Consider the following 17,863-nt stretch of genomic DNA (forward strand, 5'->3'; position numbering starts at 1 on the left):
GCTTATGAATCCTGCTGTCGCCGCCGATGCCGATGCTGCGCATATGAAAAGAACGCACCGCCGTAGGATAGCCGTTGATAATCGCGCCGCGCTTGGCCATCAAAGGCAGACCCTTTTCCCAAAAAGCAATATCCGTCGTCGTGCCGCCCACGTCCAGCGAAATGCTGTTGACCGACGGCGCGGCCAGCGCTTCGATGCCCAGCACAGAAGCCGCAGGCCCGGTGAACACCGCCTCCACCGGCTGCTCTAAGGCTACGGCTAAAGGCAGCGTGCCGCCGTCCGCCTTTAAAATATGTACCGGCGCAGTAATGCCTCGCTCGCCCAAAGCCCTAGCGATGCGCTGGCTGAAGCGCTTAAATAAAGTATAAACCTGCGCCGCAAAATAAGCGGAATTAGTCCGGCGGATAAAATTCAGCTCGCCGCTCAGCTCGCTGCCCAGAAAAATTTTTTCGTAGCCGCATTTTTTCAGCTCATGCTGCGCCTGAAATTCCAGCTGCGGGTCGCGCACGGCAAATTTGCCGCTGACGGCGCACACGCCGCGACCTTGCCTGTTCAATAAATCGCGGTGCTTCGTCCAATCCAGCTGCACCGTAACCTTTCCCCGATGATCCACATAACCGCTCAAATAATAAGGCGTTACCGGCACATGACCTTTAATGTTCATGCCGGGGCCGGTAATGACCGCCAGAAATACTGGGTCCAGCTTGCCTTCCGTCAGTGCGTTGGTAACTATAGTGCTGGAAATTACCACTCGCTCTAATTTTTCCGCCGCCCGCTCTGCCTGCGGCAGCACAGCATCCAGCGCGGCCAAAAGGCAGTGCAGCACATCGTCGTGCGTTGTCGGCGTCTTGGCCTGGGCGGCCACCTCCGCCTGCTCCAGCAGCACCGCGTCCGTAAAAGTGCCTCCTACGTCTATACCTAAAAGCATTGCTTTCCCTCCTTTGCGACAAAACTTAATGTGTTATAATTCCATAAACAGAAAGATTTTTCCTGCCTGCGGAAAAAGAAAAACCTTCGGCAAGCATTTTACTGACTGCCGAAGGCTATTCATTATTTAAATATTGAACCAATAATTATTTTTACTTTCAGCACATACCGCGAATCTTCATAGCTTCCACCAAGCTGCTCAGCGCAACGATGTAAGCCGCTACGCGCATATCGACGCCGTATTGCTCGGCTTTAGCGTGTACCTCTTTGAACGCTTTAATCATCATCGCGGTTTGCTTTTCAATAACCTCTTCTTCCGTCCAGAAGTAACGATAGAGGTTTTGTACCCATTCAAAATAGCTTACAGTTACGCCGCCGCCGTTAGCCAGAATATCGGGCACAACCATGATTCCCTTAGCGTCCAGAATTGTGTCGGCATCGGGAGTCGTCGGGCCGTTAGCGCCTTCGCAAACGATTGCGGCCTGCACTGCGTCCGCATTGTCAGCGGTAATCTGCAGCTCCATAGCGCAGGGAGCCAGCACTGTAACCTTCAAAGCCAGCAACTCGGCGTTAGTAATAGCCTTACTGCCCGGATATCCGACTACGCTGCCGGTTTTCTTGACATACTCGTCCACAGCATAGCAATCGAAGCCGTCAGGATTATAAATAGCGCCGAATACGTCGCTTAAAGCCACAACCTTTACGCCTGCGTCGCAGAACAGCTTAGCGGTCCAGCTGCCTACATTGCCGAAGCCCTGTACGGCAGCGGTTGCGTCGGCGGGAGCGATGCCCTTCAGCTTCAAAGCCTCCAGCGCGGCCACAACCACGCCGCGTCCGGTAGCGGCAGTACGCCCCAAAGAGCCGCCTACGGCGATAGCTTTGCCGGTGATGAAGCCGGGCTCGTACTGCCCGGTCAGCTTACTGAATTCGTCCATCATCCAGCCCATGATTTGAGCGTTAGTATTCATATCGGGCGCGGGAATATCGCGCTTTTCACCGATAATCGGCGCAATTTTATCGATAAAGCCGCGGGTCAGAGCTTCCAGCTCTCTTGCGGACAGCTTGGAGGGATCGACAATGATACCGCCCTTACCGCCGCCGTAAGGCAAACCGGCAACTGCGCATTTACAGGTCATCCAGAAAGCCAAAGTTTTCACTTCATCCAGGCTTACGTTCTGATGATAGCGCACACCGCCCTTAGCGGGGCCAAGAATGGTGCTGTGTTGGCTGCGGTAGCCGGTGAAAACCTTTGTCGTGCCGTCATCCATCTTTACCGGAATAGCAACCTCCAGCGTGCGCTCCGGATTAGCGATAATCTGCGCTGCGCCTGCGTCCAATTTCATGGTTTCAATAGCTTTATTCAGGGGAATTTGAGCCATTTCAAAAATGTTCATAGTCTGACCTCCTTCAAAAAACAAATGGGAACGACTTACCTACTAACTATATTATAACTTGTATACTGTATACTGTAAATGCTTTTGCGAGAAAATTTTTGCTATTTTCTGACTGCTATGTTTTTTAAGTTACGCTATTAGCGCTTTTTCAGCGTTAATATTGCGCTCTATTAATTGCAGGGCCGGCATAAAAGCGCCGGCCCCAATTTTTATTCGAACTCGTCATATACGCTGCCAAAATCAATACCGCCGATAATTTTATCCTTATACATCGCCCTGATACCCATTTCTCCCTCGGTCATATGCTTGGAGGTAATGCCGTAGCGACGCGACAGCCACACCTCTACGAAAGCCGCCAGATTATCGCAGGCCTTGAGCACCGTGCCGTCGATAGCGTGACAGCCGTCGTAATTATATTTTTCGTCCAGCTCGTCGATGTTCACCTGTATAATTTTGCCGTCCAGCCTAATGCGGTTCGTAAATTCGTTTTGCGTGTAATACAAAATATCCTCGTGCCAGCCGTAGGGCAGCAGCGGCAAAATCTTTTCCGCCACCAGACGCTCCTCGATGCGCTTAATCAAATCGTCCAGCCCCGGCACGCTGCGCTTCACCGGACTGATAATATCGCGAGTCAGCACCTCCGGCAAATCGTGGAACAAACCGCACAAAAAGTCGCCGACGATGCGCTCGTCGCAGGCGCCCAGCTTAACGGCGCAAAAATAGCCCATAATAGCCACTAACAGCACATGCCCCATCACGGAAGTTTCCGGTACGCGGGGCGACTGGGCCCAACGCTTTTGAAAGCGCAGCTGCCCTACCAAATCGATAAATTTGCTGCTCTTGCCGTTTAAGGCCAGCTTCTTCACCGCCGCCAAATCGTAATGATCCTCCAGCTCGTTATCAATCAGCGCCTTGGTATCCTCGCTGCCGTAAATGCCCTCGTTAAAATGGTAAATGATTTCAAATTCCCATTTGGTCGCCAGATAGTGAGCCGCACGCAGAATTTTCTTTTCCATAGGACAATAACCGGCGTCCTCAAAATAATTCTGCATCTTTTCCATAAAATCTTCCTGAATATCGGGAATGCGGCGGCGCAGCTCCTCATAAACCCAGGCGTTGAGCTCCTTGCCGTACACGCGCATCATTTCGTGAAAAACCGGCGGCTTAATATCCGTCAGTACGTTGCGCTGCAAAAATTCAAAAATACCGCCCTCGATAAGGCTGCGCCAGTTCAGCTTAACGCCGTGGTCGTCCTCCTCATGCCGCGCCAAAACGTACATAATCATCATTTTATGCGCCTGCTTATCCAGCTCCGTAAAGCCGCCGGGGCGGATATGCTCGTTCCAACGCTGAATATGCGCCGCCTCATACAAAAATTCAATAAAGCTTTTCGTCAGCATCAAATCATCTCCAGCCTTCCCAATTCATTCCATCGTCAATCTTCGGTAATTTCTGCGCCAAAGGGCAGCAGCGCCAGCTTAGCCAGTTTAAAATGCTGCAGCCCGAAGGGAATACCGATAATCGTCACGCACAGCATCAAGCCAAAAGTCACATGAGCCAAGGCCATTTCCACGCCGCCGAAAATCAGCCAAAAAATATTCAGCAGCAGGCTGCCAGCCCCGCCGCCGTATTTAATGCTTTTGCCAAAGGGGAAAAAGCTCAAACGGCCAAATTTAAAGCATTGCAGACCCACGGGTATGCCAATAATAGTCACGCACCACAGCAAACCGATTAAAAACCAGCCCAGGCCGGCAAAAATTCCGCCGAAAATAAACCAAATGATGTTGCCCAAAATACTCATGACGCCACATCCTTTCTAAAGTCAAAACTTACCGCCAGTTAATTTGCAGTACCTATTATATTTCCATTATAGCAAAGGAAAGAATTTCTGCATAGTAAAAGGAGACCCTTTTCACAAAGAGTCCCCTTTTGTTACATTTCAGCCACGCTTATTGCTTATTTTCTTTTAAATGCTTTTGGTAAGCCTTGGTTTCGGCTACTACCACGCCGGTCAAGGCCAGCAGAGCAATTAAGTTAGGAATTGCCATAAGACCGTTGACGATATCCGCCAGCACCCAGATTTCCTCCAGCTTGAGGAAGGGGCCGCAGGCGATAAGGATAATGAAGATTACGCGGTAGGGCATAATCGCTTTAACGCCCAGCAGATATTCCACGCAGCGTTCGCCGTAGTAATTCCAGCCCAGAATCGTGGTGAAGGCGAAAAGCACCAGGCCAACCAGCAGCAGCATACCGCCCCATGTGGGGAAAGCCATGCGGAAAGCCGCGTCGGTCATAGCCGCGCCGTTCAAATCGCCGCACCATACGCCGGTAACGGTCAGGGAAAGTCCGGTCAGCGTGCAGATGATGATGGTGTCGATAAAAGTACCGGTCATGGAAACCAAGCCCTGCTCGGCCGGCCATTTGGTTTGGCCAGCCGCAGCTACGATAGGAGCGGAGCCCAAACCGGATTCGTTGGAGAAAACGCCGCGAGCCACGCCGCTGCGCATCGCCAGCATTACAGTAGCGCCCAGGAAGCCGCCCTGCGCCGCAGTCGGCGTAAAAGCGTCGTGCAGTACGGTGGCGATGGCCGCAGGCACCTGGTCGGCAAAGGCGATTAAAATGCCCACGGTAGTCAAAAAGTACAGCACAGCCATACCGGGAACAACCTTAGCGGCTACGGTAGCGATAGATTTCAAACCGCCGATAGTAACCGCCGCTACCAGCACGGTTAAAGCAATGCCGGTGTAAATTACGGGGATACCGGCGGAAATTTTCGTAATTTCCACAATGGAATTTACTTGAGCAAAGGTACCGATGCCAAAGTAAGCGCACAGCACGCCGAAGGCGGCAAAGATTACGGCCAAAGGCTTATAGGCCTTACCCATACCGTTTTCAATATAATACATCGGGCCGCCGGAAATATTGCCGTTGGCGTCCACGGTACGGTATTTAACTGCCAGCAAGCATTCGGCGTATTTCGTAGCCATGCCGAAGAAAGCGGCCATCCACATCCAGAACAAAGCGCCCGGACCGCCGGCCTTAATAGCCGTGGCCACGCCTACGATATTACCGGTGCCGACCGTAGCGGCCAGAGCCGTACACAACGCTTTAAAGCTGTTGACATCGCCGTGGCCGTCATTTTTGGCGCTGAAAATCAATTTCAACGCATCGCCCAGCTTAAAAACCTGCAATAAACCCAGGCGGATAGTCAGCCAGATACCGGTGCCGACCAGCAGCACCAATAATGGCGGGCCCCAGACAAAAGAATCAATCGCGTTTAAGGTTTCCAACATAACAAAACATCTCCCTTTTCCCTCATTTGGTTTTGCATTATCTTTGTTTTAAGTAAATAAAAAACCGGAGTATCGCGCTAATACTCCGGTAAAAGTCAATGACAATATGAAGGCTACATACAGCCTTGCATAAGCTTTCTCCGTCCTTTAGCCTGAGAGATTAGGATACGTCGCATCCGTGCACCTTCGGCGCCCATTTAAGGGACTCTCCAGAGTTGTGTCAGCATACGGTTCCGCTTCTGCGAAGCACCTGAGAGTTTTGCTCCTTCGGTAGGCAATGCCTTCTCCCATATACGTCATCCACTCAATATTTACTTATGTACGTCATTATAACACAAATCTGGAAAAATGCAAGCGTTTTTTAGAATTATTTTCGCCGGAACGCTCAGCAGCTTGCCTAAATTCAAATCGTCCTCAGCTAATAAAATTTTCATAGCGTTATCCTCCCGCTGATATTGTACCATAATATACTTTATCAGCTTCAGCTTAATTATAGCTTAACTTTGAAAAATTTATGTTGGGCATGACAAAACAATATAAACCTGCTGAGCACAAAAAATCCGCGCGGCTTACAAACTCCTGCGCGGATAACGGTTATTTTAAATTTTTAGCTTGCCACTCCTTCCTTGGAGCGATAAATCACTTTTAGCCTTACCAACGAAAGCTATTGATTGACTGCATTATTAATTCGGCATAGCCGTCTACCGGCAAGGTAATGGCCGCTATGTTGTATATAAATTTGCCGTCCGGTACACTTTCCATAATAAATACATAATCTTTACCGTTTCTTTTAAAAACGAATAAAGTGAAATAGGCGTCACGATTATTCAGCGTTACACGCTGCTGTGACACAATCTCCCCATCCATAGCAGCAGCCGCTTTAGACCCATACTCAAACAACCATTCTCCCAACCTATCGTCTGCGACCGATATATCTGCCCTATTTGCCATTATAATATTAAGCATAGCAAATTCGTCTTTTCCATGAAAAATCATAGGAAACTTGATTTCCGGATTGATTCTGAAAGTATCGAGAACCATAATACTATAGCCGTATTCCGTATTCCTGTATTGTGCTAACGACTTTGCCGCTGCCCAGCAGGACGGACTAAAAAACAACGCGAGTACTAAAACCAACGCCTGTATCTTTCGTTTCATCATCTATCACCTGTTCTTGAAATACTTCTATTATATCGCCTGATTAAAGCCGTCCATACTAGCATCAGCTGTCGTCGCTATTTGCCAAATTTGCAAAAAAGTCTGCGTCAAAGAGCTGTAATTTTTCATATCAGCCAGTGCCGCCCGCAATGAAATATATTTGACGCCTTGCTTGCGCAAAAAGGCATTTTCATCGGGAACAATATAAATTATTTCAGCTTCATCACGAAACTTTTCCTTAGCAGCTTCCACGCGCTGTGCCTGCTGGGCGTAGCGTTTTTTATTGCCTTTGACAATTTCCACATACTCCCCATACGTCTCGGAAAATTCACTGGCTTCGGTCAGACTCCGGTATTTTTCAAGTTGTTCTCTTTTTACAGACACCTTGTCTGTTTTCAATTCCACTAAATACATTTTATCGGCGCTGTGCAGCAAATAATCAATACAAAAAGAGCGCTTATTAGCTTTGCCTCTATCAACACGATGGTTAAGTATAGGATATTCCTTAACAACAAATTTAAAATCTTCGCAGCTATCTTTGCCCAAAGCTTTACTTACAAGTTCCACGACTATCTCCGGCAATAATAACGTATCAAACACTACTTCTGCTTTAAATCTAGGCGTTCCATAATCAACTTTTAATTGCTCCAGAAACCTTTCCCAATATTGTTTATTTGCCAATACATTTTCATACATTTAATCCACCTCCGCAAATACTATATGATTATCGTCAAGATTCAGCAAATCATCGCTAAATTTTTATCTTCTTCAAAAAGAATTATATCACCTCATCCCCCCAATCAAGCTAAAATCCGCATTGAGTGGATTTTATTTGAGTGCTGACGCGCTTACGATAAACTAGCGTCTTAAAGCAAATTACTAGTCATTACAAATCCATTTCTGCCAAAAATTTTTCAGAATAAATCTTTTAAGTAAATTTTTTACCGCAATTTTTTGGATAAGAAAAAAGCTACCTGCATCAAAAACGCAAAGCAGCTTAAAATTTTAATTTCAAATTTAATTAAAATACATTTCTTTAACTAATGTTTCGGTACTTTAAACACAAGCCTTTTTTACTTATACCTGTTCAATTCCACCAACAGCTCGCTGTAACCCCCCTGCTTATCAGCCAGCATCAGATTCAGTGCCCACATTCTTTGGCCGATATCGTCCTGAGTACGCGCGGCCTGCAAAGGCCGCCGTCCTGCCGTAAAGCGCAGAATCCCCTCACCCTCCAGCAGCAGATACATATCGTCGCGGCAATAAGCTTCCAGGCCCGCGTCGGCAAACAACACCGTCAGCATCAGCATATCGTCCATGCGCCAGCATTCCAAACGGTAGGCGCGGCCGTCGCTGAGCCTGCCGGTTTTGTAGCCAACGTCCATAACGCCGTCCTCGTCCGGCTCGTAGGGCGAAGGCACGTAATCCACCCGGCAGGGAGCAGGAAAATTTTTCATCAGCATAGCAAATACTCCTTTTAACATTGCGCAAGGCGCGTTTACATTATTTTTTAACTGTTAAATATTGCAGCAAGCGCCGTCAGCCTACTTTTGCGCCTTTAAATATTGCGCCAGCATGGTATGAGTAATATTACCGGCAGGATAAACCTTCTCCAAGGCCTGCACCGCCGGCAGCCACACGGCTTCGTCCACCTCGCCGGACAGAGTAAAGGGCATTTTTTCAACTCTGGCCATAAAACCCAGCAGCAGCATTTGCTGCTCTTCCGCCCATTGGCTGCACATAAAACGCAGGCTGCGCGCCGTAACGCCAATTTCCTCCCGCACCTCGCGCACGGCGCAGTCTTCGGCTGTTTCGCCGGGCTTCACATAGCCGGAAACAAAATTATAATAATCGCTGGACAGATATTTTTGCTTGAGCAAAGCTACTTCGCCCAGTTCGTCGACCACCATGGTAATAGCTACCACGGGAAAAATTTCAAAATAGGGCTTATGGCAGTGACTGCACCAGGGCGTCGTCCCGTCGTCGCCGAAGGGGCGGCTGTCCAGCTTTCTGCCGCATTGAGGACAATAGAAAAACTGCATAAGCGTCTCCTCAAAATTATTTGTTTGCAGCAAAGCGCCCCGGAGCTTTGCAGACTCCTGAGGCGCTTGCCAATAAATTATTCCTGCTCCGGTTTATCGGCAGCAGCTTCCGCCGGTTTTTCGCCCGGCAAGTTATATTTTACTTTAATGTCGCGATAACGGCTCATGCCGGTTCCGGCCGGAATCAGCTTGCCGATGATAACGTTTTCCTTAAGGCCCAGCAGCGGGTCAACCTTGCCCTTGATAGCGGCATCGGTGAGCACGCGGGTCGTTTCCTGGAAGGAAGCGGCGGACAGGAAGGAATCGGTTGCCAGAGAAGCCTTGGTAATACCCAGCAGAATGGGACGTCCTTCGGCGGGCTCCTTACCGGCCTCGCGCACAGCGGCATTCTGCTCTTCAAATTCCGCTACGTCCACATACTCGCCCGGCAGCATCGTGGTATCGCCGGATTCGTCAATGCGAACCTTGCGCATCATCTGACGCACCATTACCTCGATATGCTTACTGTTGATATCAACGCCCTGAGATTTGTATACGCCGACAACCTGGGAAACCAGATAATTCTGCGTAGCCTTCACGCCGCTGATACGCAGTACGTCGTGAGGATTGAGGGAGCCTTCGGTAATGCGGTCGCCCTTGGCGATAACGTCGCCGTCGGCCACGGCCAGCTTAGCGCCGTAAGGAATAGCGTATTCTTGGCCCAAGCCGTCCTCGCCGGTAACGATTACGCGGCGCATACCGCCTTCTTCAATAATATGCACGCTGCCGCTGTTTTCGGTAAGAATGCCGGGATGCTTGGGCTTACGCGCTTCAAACAGTTCCTCAACGCGCGGCAGACCTTGGGTAATATCGTCGCCGCCGGCAACGCCGCCTGTATGGAAGGTACGCATGGTCAGCTGGGTACCGGGTTCGCCGATGGATTGCGCAGCGATAGTGCCGACAGCTTCGCCCACGTCGACATTCCTCCCCGTAGCCAGGTTGCGGCCATAGCATTTGCGGCAAACGCCGAATTTAGATTTACAGGTCAATACGCTGCGAATCTTAACCTTGGTACGCAGCTGGCAAATACGTTCGGCAATCGGCTCGGTAACATATTCGTTGATATGGTACAGAACCTCGCCGTTTTCATCGAGAATATCCTCCGCCAGATTGCGGCCGATAATGCGGTCATGCAGGGATTCGATAATGGTCTGGTTCTTTTTGCCTTCGGTGATAGCTTCCACTTCGATACCGGCAATATCGTTATTACGGATACGGATTTCCTTAACAGCGCCGTCGTTTAAAATAGCGTCGATAACAGCCTCGTTGATGGCAGCTCCTGCGGGTACCAAAATCTCGCCCGCGCCGTTGATAATGTCGGCTGCGGCTTCCTTGCCGTCGAAATTGTGCATCATAGCTTCCTTGAGCACTTGATGCGCAAACTCGTCGCTGATATTGATACGTACAGACTCAACGTCCTCGCCGTTCATATCCTCAGTAGAATACAGGCTGATTTCTTCAACCTTAGCGCCGTTAAGCTTAGCGAACAGCTCTTCGGTAATATTGGTATCCGCTTCGGCAATTAAATTGCCCTCTGCATCCAGCACGCCGCTGGCCAAAGTGCGGCCCATAATTCTTTCGCGGATTTTGTTCTGGCTGGCACCCAGCACAGTCTTGCTCAGACGGCTGCGCTCCTTCACCAGATTCATACCCACAACGTCGCAGTCGTCCTCGCGCACGATAACATCCTGAGCAACGTCTACCAGACGGCGGGTCAGATAACCGGAGTCGGCGGTACGCAGCGCAGTATCAGCCAGACCCTTGCGCGCGCCGTGAGAAGAAATGAAGTATTCCAAAATAGTCAGGCCTTCGCGGAAGTTAGACTTGATAGGACGGTCGATGATACGGCCGGACGGGTCGGCCATCAAGCCGCGCATACCGGCCAGCTGACGAATCTGCTGCTGGTTGCCGCGGGCGCCGGAGTCGGCCATCATGTACACGGGGTTGAACTTGTCCATGGTGGATTTCATCAGCGCTTCCGTAACCTTGTCGGTAGCCTGGTTCCACAGCTCGATAACCTTGCGGTAACGCTCGTCGTTACTCATCAAACCGCGGCGGAACATACGCTCGGCTTTATCGACTTCTTTTTCCGTTGCGTCCAGGATAGCCTGCTTTTCGGCAGGAATTTTAATATCGGAGGTAGCAATGGAAATACCAGACTTGCAGGCGTTATCATAGCCCATTTTCTTAACGATATCCAGAATTTCGGCAGTACGCAGATTGCCGAACAGTTTGTGAGCTTTAGCAACCAATTTGCCCAGCTCTTTCTTGTTGATCAGCTTGCCTAAATGCCATTCCTCGTTGCCGTCGGCGTCCTTTTCCTTATGGAAGTAACGCATTTCTACCGGCAGCTCGCCGTTGAAAATAGTGTTGCCCACGGTAGTGGTAACCAAGGACACGCCTTCATTGGAAGGCTCGTCAAAAATCTCGCTGTTGGGAATATATACCTTAATCAGCGCCTGCAAATCTACTGCGTGATGGAAGTAAGCCAGCTGAGCTTCGTCAACGCTGCTGAAGCGTTTGCCCTCGCCAAAAGCGCCCTCCTTCACGATAGTCAGATAGTAGGCGCCCAAAACCATATCCTGGGTCGGCACGGCAACAGGCTTGCCGTCCTTCGGAGCCAGAATATTATTTACGGACATCATCAGCATACGCGCTTCGGCCTGGGCTTCTACGGACAGCGGCAGATGGACAGCCATCTGGTCGCCGTCGAAGTCGGCGTTGTAAGCGGTACATACCAACGGGTGCAGCTTAATAGCGCGGCCCTCGGACAAAATAGGCTCGAACGCCTGAATGCCCAGTCTGTGCAGCGTCGGCGCACGGTTCAGCAGTACGGGGTGCTCCTTGATTACATCCTCAAGAATATCCCAAACCTCAGCCTCGGCGCGTTCTACCTTACGCTTAGCGCTTTTGATATTAGTTGCCAGTCCGCTGGAAACCAGACGCTTCATAACGAAGGGCTTGAACAGCTCTAAAGCCATTTCCTTCGGCAGGCCGCACTGGTGCATTTTCAGTTCCGGGCCGACAACGATTACGGAACGGCCGGAATAGTCGACGCGCTTACCCAACAGGTTCTGACGGAAGCGACCCTGCTTGCCCTTCAGCATATCGGACAGAGATTTTAAAGGACGGTTGCCGGGGCCCGTTACGGGGCGGCCGCGGCGGCCGTTATCTATTAAAGCGTCCACAGCCTCTTGCAGCATACGTTTTTCGTTGCGCACGATAATATCGGGAGCATGCAGCTCCAGCAGGCGTTTCAGACGGTTATTGCGGTTGATAACGCGGCGGTACAAATCGTTCAGGTCGGAGGTGGCAAAGCGGCCGCCGTCCAGCTGTACCATGGGGCGCAGCTCGGGCGGAATTACCGGCACTACGTCCAGAATCATCCATTCGGGACGGTTGCCGGATTTCAAAAAGGCTTCGCAAACCTCTAAACGGCGTACTGCGCGTACCTTGCGCTGACCGCTTACTTCCTTCATTTCAGCGCGCAGCTCGTTAGTCAGAGCCGGAAGGTCGATTTCCTCCAGCAGCTCTTTAACAGCCTGAGCGCCCATGCCTACGCGGAAGTCCTCGCCGTATTTGTCGCGGGCTTCCACATATTCGGCTTCGGTGAGCAGCTGCTTTTTAGCCAGCGGCGTATCTCCCGGGTCCAGTACGATGTAGCTGGCAAAATACAGCACCTTTTCCAAATTACGGGGAGAAACGTCCAGAATCAAGCCCATACGGCTGGGGATACCTTTAAAATACCAGATGTGGGAAACGGGTGCGGCCAGCTCAATGTGGCCCATACGCTCGCGGCGCACCTTGCTGCGGGTAACCTCAACGCCGCACTTATCGCAGATAATACCCTTATAACGGATACGTTTATACTTGCCGCAATGACATTCCCAGTCCTTAGTAGGGCCAAAGATTCTTTCGCAGAACAAGCCGTCGCGTTCCGGCTTCAGAGTTCTATAATTGATGGTTTCGGGTTTCTTTACTTCGCCATAGGACCAGGCTCTGATCTGATCAGGAGAAGCCAAACCGATACGCATAGAAACGAAATTATTTACATCTAACAAGAATCGTTCGCTCCCTTCTCTTAATTATTGTCGTAAGCATCCAGGTCGATGTCCGGAGTTTCTCTGATGGACATGCCATCCGGATAATTACCTACGTCGGCAATAATATCTGAAATATCTTCGGTGGAGTCATTGTCAGCATAATCGTCAGGCTGCTCGCCTGCATTTTCTTCATAATGGCTTTCCATATTGCCTATTTCGCGGACGTTGGTTTCTTCGTCGGTATCGTGAACATTAACCTCGTCGTCCTCATCGTCGCGCAGGGAAATTTCTTCCTCGTCCTCGTTGAGCACCTTAATATCCAGGCCAATGGACTGCAGTTCCTTAACCAATACCTTGAAGGATTCGGGAATGCCGGGATCGGGCACGTTTTCGCCCTTCACGATGGCTTCGTAAGTCTTAACGCGGCCAACCACGTCGTCGGACTTCACGGTCAAAATTTCCTGCAAGGTGTAAGCGGCGCCATAAGCCTCCAGCGCCCAAACCTCCATCTCGCCGAATCTCTGGCCGCCGAACTGAGCCTTGCCACCCAAGGGCTGCTGCGTTACAAGAGAGTACGGGCCGGTGCTGCGGGCATGAATCTTGTCGTCAACCAAATGGTGCAGCTTCAAATAGTAAGTCAAGCCGACAGTTACCGGGTTGTCGAAGGGTTCGCCGGTACGTCCGTCATACAGTACGGTCTTAGCAGTCTTATCGATACCTGCCAGCTCCAAAGCCTCGGCAATATCCTGCTCGTGCGCGCCGTCGAATACCGGCACGGAAATCTGCACGGCCTTGATGCTCTTATCGCCGAATTTATCTATTTCTACAGTCTTAGGCATGCCGTATTTTTCTACGTCATAGCCGTATTTAGTCAAGCGCTCTACCAAGCCCTGAGCGTCGTTTTCGATCTGCATACCCAAAGCGCGGGCAGCCCAGCCTAAATGGTTTTCCAAAACCTGGCCGATATTCATACGGGAAGGTACGCCCAAAGGATTCAGTACGATATGCACCGGTTCGCCGCTGGGCAGGAAAGGCATATCCTCGCGGGCCATAATGCGGGAAACGACGCCCTTGTTGCCGTGACGGCCCGCCATCTTATCGCCTTCGGAGATTTTACGCTTTTGCGCGATATGTACGCGCACCTGCTCGTTTACTCCCGGCGGCAGGTCGTCGCCGTTTTCGCGGCTGAACACCTTAACGCTAACGATTTTACCAGCTTCGCCATGGGGTACGCGCAGGGAGCTGTCGCGTACTTCGCGGGCTTTTTCGCCGAATATTGCGCGCAGCAGGCGCTCTTCTGCAGTCAGCTCGGTTTCGCCTTTAGGAGTAACCTTGCCTACCAGAATATCGCCGGGGCGTACCTCCGCGCCGATGCGGATAATGCCGCGCTCGTCCAAATCTTTCAGCGCTTCCTCGCCTACGTTGGGCAGCTCGCGGGTGATTTCCTCTTTGCCCAGCTTGGTATCGCGGGCGTCGCAGTCGTATTCTTCAATATGAATAGAAGTAAAGATATCCGCCTTGACCAAATCCTCGTTCAGCAAAACGGCATCCTCGTAGTTATAGCCTTCCCAAGGCATATAAGCTACGATAACATTGTGGCCCAAAGCCAGCTCTCCGTGGTCGGTTGCCGGACCGTCGGCCAGAACCTGCTTTTCCGCTACCTTATCGCCTTTGAAAACGATAGGACGCTGGTTGACGCAGGTGCCTTGGTTGGAGCGTTTGAATTTCAGCAACGGGTAAATATCTACCTCGCCGTTTTCCGCACGCACACGAATTTCGTTGCCGACAACGCGGATTACTTCGCCTGCGCGTTTAGCCAGTACGCAAACGCCGGAGTCAACGGCCACCTTGTATTCCATACCAGTACCGATAATCGGAGCCTGAGTGCAAAGCAGGGGAACTGCCTGACGCTGCATGTTCGCGCCCATCAAAGCGCGGTTAGCGTCATCGTTTTCCAGGAAGGGGATCAGCGCCGTTGCAATGGACACTACCTGTTTAGGAGAAACGTCCATTAAATCGCAGCGTTCCGGAGCGATGGAAAGTACGTCGTCCTTGGCGCGGGCGGTAACACGCTCGCCCAGGAAGTAGCCTTCATCATCCAACGGTTCGTTGGCCTGAGCAACGATGTATTTATCCTCTTCGTCGGCAGTCATATATTTAACTTCGTTGGTTACGCGCTTATGTTCCTTATCTACAATGCGGTAAGGAGTTTCCATAAAACCGTATTTATTGATAACGGCGAAGGTAGACAAGGAGCCGATCAAGCCGATGTTCGGACCTTCAGGCGTTTCAATGGGGCACATGCGGCCATAGTGGGAGTTATGTACGTCGCGGACTTCGTAGCCTGCGCGTTCGCGGGACAAGCCGCCGGGGCCCAGTGCGGACAGACGGCGTTTGTGCGTCAGCTCGGCCAACGGATTGTTCTGGTCCATAAATTGGGACAGCTGGCTGCTGCCGAAAAATTCCTTAATCGCAGCCACAACGGGACGAATATTGATTAAAGCCTGAGGCGTAATAACCTCGGTATCCTGAATGGACATACGCTCGCGCACTACGCGCTCCATACGGGCCAGGCCGATGCGGAATTGGTTTTGCAGCAGCTCGCCAACGCAGCGCACGCGGCGGTTGCCCAAATGGTCGATATCGTCGCCGGTGCCGTAGCCGTCCATCAGGTTCAGCAGATAATTAAAGGAAGCCAAAACGTCTTCTACCGTAACAATATGCTTCTTTTCATCGATGCCGGTAGTAAAGAGCATACGCATGGGCTGCTCGTGGTGCATAACCTTCAAACGACGCAGGCCCTCTTCGGCGTACACACCGCTGGCTTCTACCTTATCTAGGTTTTCCTCGGTCATCTTTGTGCCTTCCGGCAGAATAATTTCGCCGGTTTCCTGGTCCACCAAAGGCTCTGCCAAAACAGTTCCCTCCAAACGGTGGCGCCAGCCCAGCTTTTTGTTCAGTTTGTAACGGCCGACACTGGCCAAATCATAGCGTTTATTGTCAAAGAAAGTAGCTTCGATGAGGGAAACGGCGTTTTCCAAAATTGTAGGCTCGCCGGGGCGCAGCTTTTTATAAACCTCCAGCATAGCCTCGTCCCTGTTTTTAGTCGTATCCTTTTCCAAGGTAGTAATCAAAGCAGGGTGCTGTCCGAAGCAAGAAACAATCTCGTCGTTGGAGGACAAGCCCAAAGCGCGCAGCAGCACCGTAGCAGGCAGCTTACGGGTACGGTCTACGCGGGCATAGATAACGTCGTTGACATCGGTTTCATATTCAATCCAGGCGCCGCGGTTAGGAATCACAGTGGTGCCGTATAATTTTTTGCCGCTGGGGTCGATGGTAGCGCTGTAGTACACGCCGGGAGAACGCACCAGCTGGCTGACGATAACGCGCTCCGCACCGTTGATAACAAAGGTACCGGTTTCGGTCATCAGCGGAAAATCGCCCATAAATACGGAGGATTCCTTAATTTCGCCGGTATCCTTATATACCAGGCGCACTTTTACATTCATCGGAGCGGAATAGGACTCGTCCCTTTCCTTACACTCCTCAACGCCGTATTTAGGCTCGCCCAGGCTGAAGCTTTCAAAATACAGCTCCAGATTACCGGAAAAGTCTTTTATCGGAGAAATATCATGCAGAATATCTACAAGTCCTTCCTTGATAAACCACTCATAGGATTTCCTTTGAATGTCGATCAAATGAGGCATGGGCAATATTTCTTTAATTCTGGCATAACTATACCGAGTTCTGTCACCTACTTGAACCGGTTTAAACATGTAATTCCTCACCCCTTCGTTAATTCTTGAACACATTAAAAGCAGCGCATACAATCGTGACAAAAAAACAAGGTTCTTACCACAAGGACCTTGTCTGTTGTCTGCGATGATGTGCCTCATCCTTCATTATAAGCAAGATACGCCGTTCAACCACTGACCCGGCAATATTTGTTGTCAATTACACCTGCACTTACTGATATTGATGTAGTATGATATGTTATCATATTAGCGGCACGATGTCAAGGAAAAATTTTTAATAGCAAAGTCTTTATTCGCATTCACCGCTCCGCTTGCATGTCGAAGGTTTTCCCGTCCGTCGTCACTGTCAAATTGCCGTGCTCAAACGTAGTCATTACCTGCGCGCCCAAATGCTGCAGGCTTCCGACTACATTTTTATTGGGATGGTTATAAATTTTGAAAGCGCCGCAGCTGATCAGCGCGTACTGCGGCTGCACACGGCTGATAAATTTATAAATGGAAGAAGTTTTGCTGCCGTGATGTCCCACCTTGAGCACGTCGCTTTTTAAATTAGCGCCGTAACGCTTTTGCAATTCATCCTCCACCGGCGCTTCGGCGTCGCCGGTAAACAGCATCGTAAATTTACCGTAATGCAGTTTCATCACGATACTGGTATTATTCAGGTTTTTCAAATCCTTAGCGGCAATAAAAGCTCCCGGCGACAGCACCTCCAGATAATAGCCCTTGCCAAAATCAATTTTATCGCCCGCCTTGAGCACGCGGTTATGATAATGCCCGGCCCGCAGCTCCTGGTTCAGCCACACGGAAGTCTGATTTTTCGTATTGGGCATGGCGTTATCGTAAATATTGCTGACGTTGTACTTGCCCGCCAGCCACTTGATATTACCCATATGGTCGCCGTGATGATGGGTGACAATCACAGTGTTTATTTTATCGCGTCCCGCCTGCACGCCGGCCTTGGCCAACGCCTGCTCCAAAGCCGAACGTCCGCCTTTGCCTGTTTCGTCCTTGCGGCTGTCGCCCACGTCAATCATTACGTTACGCTTGTCGTCCTGCAATAAAATAGCGTCGCCCTGGCCCACGTTCAGCACGGTAACGCGCAGCCTGCCTTCGGGCAGTACGCCGTCACGCTCCGCCTGTCGTCCGGCCAGCTGCTCCAGCTGCGGCAATCCCTGCCGCATCGCGGCGCGCGCCTCCTGCCGGTACGGCTCC

The 17,863-nt window shown here is 50.7% G+C and carries 13 protein-coding genes and 1 riboswitch; of the genes, 1 reads left to right on the forward strand and 12 read right to left on the reverse strand.

What is annotated here, in order from left to right:
• The 7 genes from QZ105_RS07520 to QZ105_RS07550 all read right to left on the reverse strand — a co-directional run.
• Positions 1-928 (reverse strand): hydantoinase/oxoprolinase family protein (locus QZ105_RS07520; protein WP_293729232.1); only part of this gene is annotated, 928 nt, incomplete at its 3' end.
• A gap of 157 nt (positions 929-1,085) precedes the next feature.
• Complete coding sequence (locus tag QZ105_RS07525; protein ID WP_293729233.1) at positions 1,086-2,321, reverse strand: Glu/Leu/Phe/Val dehydrogenase; 1,236 nt, start codon at positions 2,319-2,321, stop codon at positions 1,086-1,088.
• A 209-nt stretch (positions 2,322-2,530) separates the two neighbouring features.
• The gene (locus tag QZ105_RS07530; protein WP_293729234.1) at positions 2,531-3,721 is read right to left on the reverse strand and encodes an HD domain-containing protein; all 1,191 of its coding nucleotides are present in this window, start codon (positions 3,719-3,721) and stop codon (positions 2,531-2,533) included.
• A gap of 35 nt (positions 3,722-3,756) precedes the next feature.
• Complete coding sequence (locus QZ105_RS07535) at positions 3,757-4,122, reverse strand: YccF domain-containing protein (RefSeq protein ID WP_293729235.1); 366 nt, start codon at positions 4,120-4,122, stop codon at positions 3,757-3,759.
• A 148-nt stretch (positions 4,123-4,270) separates the two neighbouring features.
• Positions 4,271-5,614 carry a sodium:alanine symporter family protein gene (locus QZ105_RS07540; RefSeq protein ID WP_293729236.1) on the reverse strand — a complete coding sequence of 448 codons (1,344 nt, stop codon included), beginning with the start codon at positions 5,612-5,614 and terminating at the stop codon, positions 4,271-4,273.
• A 130-nt stretch (positions 5,615-5,744) separates the two neighbouring features.
• Positions 5,745-5,837: riboswitch (glycine riboswitch) on the reverse strand.
• An 88-nt stretch (positions 5,838-5,925) separates the two neighbouring features.
• Positions 5,926-6,048 carry a hypothetical protein gene (locus tag QZ105_RS07545; protein ID WP_293729237.1) on the reverse strand — a complete coding sequence of 41 codons (123 nt, stop codon included), beginning with the start codon at positions 6,046-6,048 and terminating at the stop codon, positions 5,926-5,928.
• 217 nt (positions 6,049-6,265) lie between these two features.
• Complete coding sequence (locus tag QZ105_RS07550; RefSeq protein WP_293729238.1) at positions 6,266-6,775, reverse strand: hypothetical protein; 510 nt, start codon at positions 6,773-6,775, stop codon at positions 6,266-6,268.
• 65 nt (positions 6,776-6,840) lie between these two features.
• Here QZ105_RS07550 and QZ105_RS10595 point away from each other — a divergent pair, with 65 nt between their 5' ends.
• Entirely contained in the window at positions 6,841-6,936 is a 96-nt protein-coding gene (locus tag QZ105_RS10595; RefSeq protein WP_366936018.1) for an AgrD family cyclic lactone autoinducer peptide, read from the forward strand.
• Between the two features lie 909 nt (positions 6,937-7,845).
• On the opposite strand, the gene QZ105_RS07560 is transcribed toward QZ105_RS10595, so the two are convergent.
• From QZ105_RS07560 to QZ105_RS07580, 5 genes are all read right to left on the reverse strand, one after another.
• Entirely contained in the window at positions 7,846-8,235 is a 390-nt protein-coding gene (locus tag QZ105_RS07560; protein WP_293729240.1) for a hypothetical protein, read from the reverse strand.
• Positions 8,236-8,316: 81 nt separating this feature from the next.
• Complete coding sequence (locus QZ105_RS07565) at positions 8,317-8,814, reverse strand: NUDIX domain-containing protein (protein ID WP_293729241.1); 498 nt, start codon at positions 8,812-8,814, stop codon at positions 8,317-8,319.
• A gap of 77 nt (positions 8,815-8,891) precedes the next feature.
• Positions 8,892-12,914, reverse strand: coding sequence for a DNA-directed RNA polymerase subunit beta' (rpoC, locus tag QZ105_RS07570; RefSeq protein ID WP_293729242.1), 4,023 nt, complete (start codon positions 12,912-12,914; stop codon positions 8,892-8,894).
• 20 nt (positions 12,915-12,934) lie between these two features.
• Positions 12,935-16,672: a DNA-directed RNA polymerase subunit beta gene (gene rpoB, locus QZ105_RS07575; protein ID WP_293729243.1), complete on the reverse strand. Its 3,738-nt coding sequence runs from the start codon at positions 16,670-16,672 to the stop codon at positions 12,935-12,937.
• Positions 16,673-16,950: 278 nt separating this feature from the next.
• On the reverse strand, positions 16,951-17,863 hold a 913-nt coding region (locus QZ105_RS07580), incomplete at its 5' end, for an MBL fold metallo-hydrolase (protein ID WP_293729244.1).

Origin of the sequence: uncultured Phascolarctobacterium sp., from assembly GCF_905212365.1 — a bacterium.
Lineage (GTDB): Bacteria > Bacillota > Negativicutes > Acidaminococcales > Acidaminococcaceae > Phascolarctobacterium_A.

Bases quoted from the DNA above. Each gene is read 5' to 3' on its own strand.
- QZ105_RS07525 (WP_293729233.1), bottom strand. From the start codon at position 2,321: ATGAACATTTTTGAAATGGCTCAAATTCCCCTGAATAAAGCTATTGAA.
- QZ105_RS07530 (WP_293729234.1), bottom strand. From the start codon at position 3,721: ATGCTGACGAAAAGCTTTATTGAATTTTTGTATGAGGCGGCGCATATT.
- QZ105_RS07535 (WP_293729235.1), bottom strand. From the start codon at position 4,122: ATGAGTATTTTGGGCAACATCATTTGGTTTATTTTCGGCGGAATTTTT.
- QZ105_RS07540 (WP_293729236.1), bottom strand. From the start codon at position 5,614: ATGTTGGAAACCTTAAACGCGATTGATTCTTTTGTCTGGGGCCCGCCA.
- QZ105_RS07545 (WP_293729237.1), bottom strand. From the start codon at position 6,048: ATGAAAATTTTATTAGCTGAGGACGATTTGAATTTAGGCAAGCTGCTG.
- QZ105_RS07550 (WP_293729238.1), bottom strand. From the start codon at position 6,775: ATGATGAAACGAAAGATACAGGCGTTGGTTTTAGTACTCGCGTTGTTT.
- QZ105_RS07560 (WP_293729240.1), bottom strand. From the start codon at position 8,235: ATGCTGATGAAAAATTTTCCTGCTCCCTGCCGGGTGGATTACGTGCCT.
- QZ105_RS07565 (WP_293729241.1), bottom strand. From the start codon at position 8,814: ATGCAGTTTTTCTATTGTCCTCAATGCGGCAGAAAGCTGGACAGCCGC.
- rpoB (WP_293729243.1), bottom strand. From the start codon at position 16,672: ATGTTTAAACCGGTTCAAGTAGGTGACAGAACTCGGTATAGTTATGCC.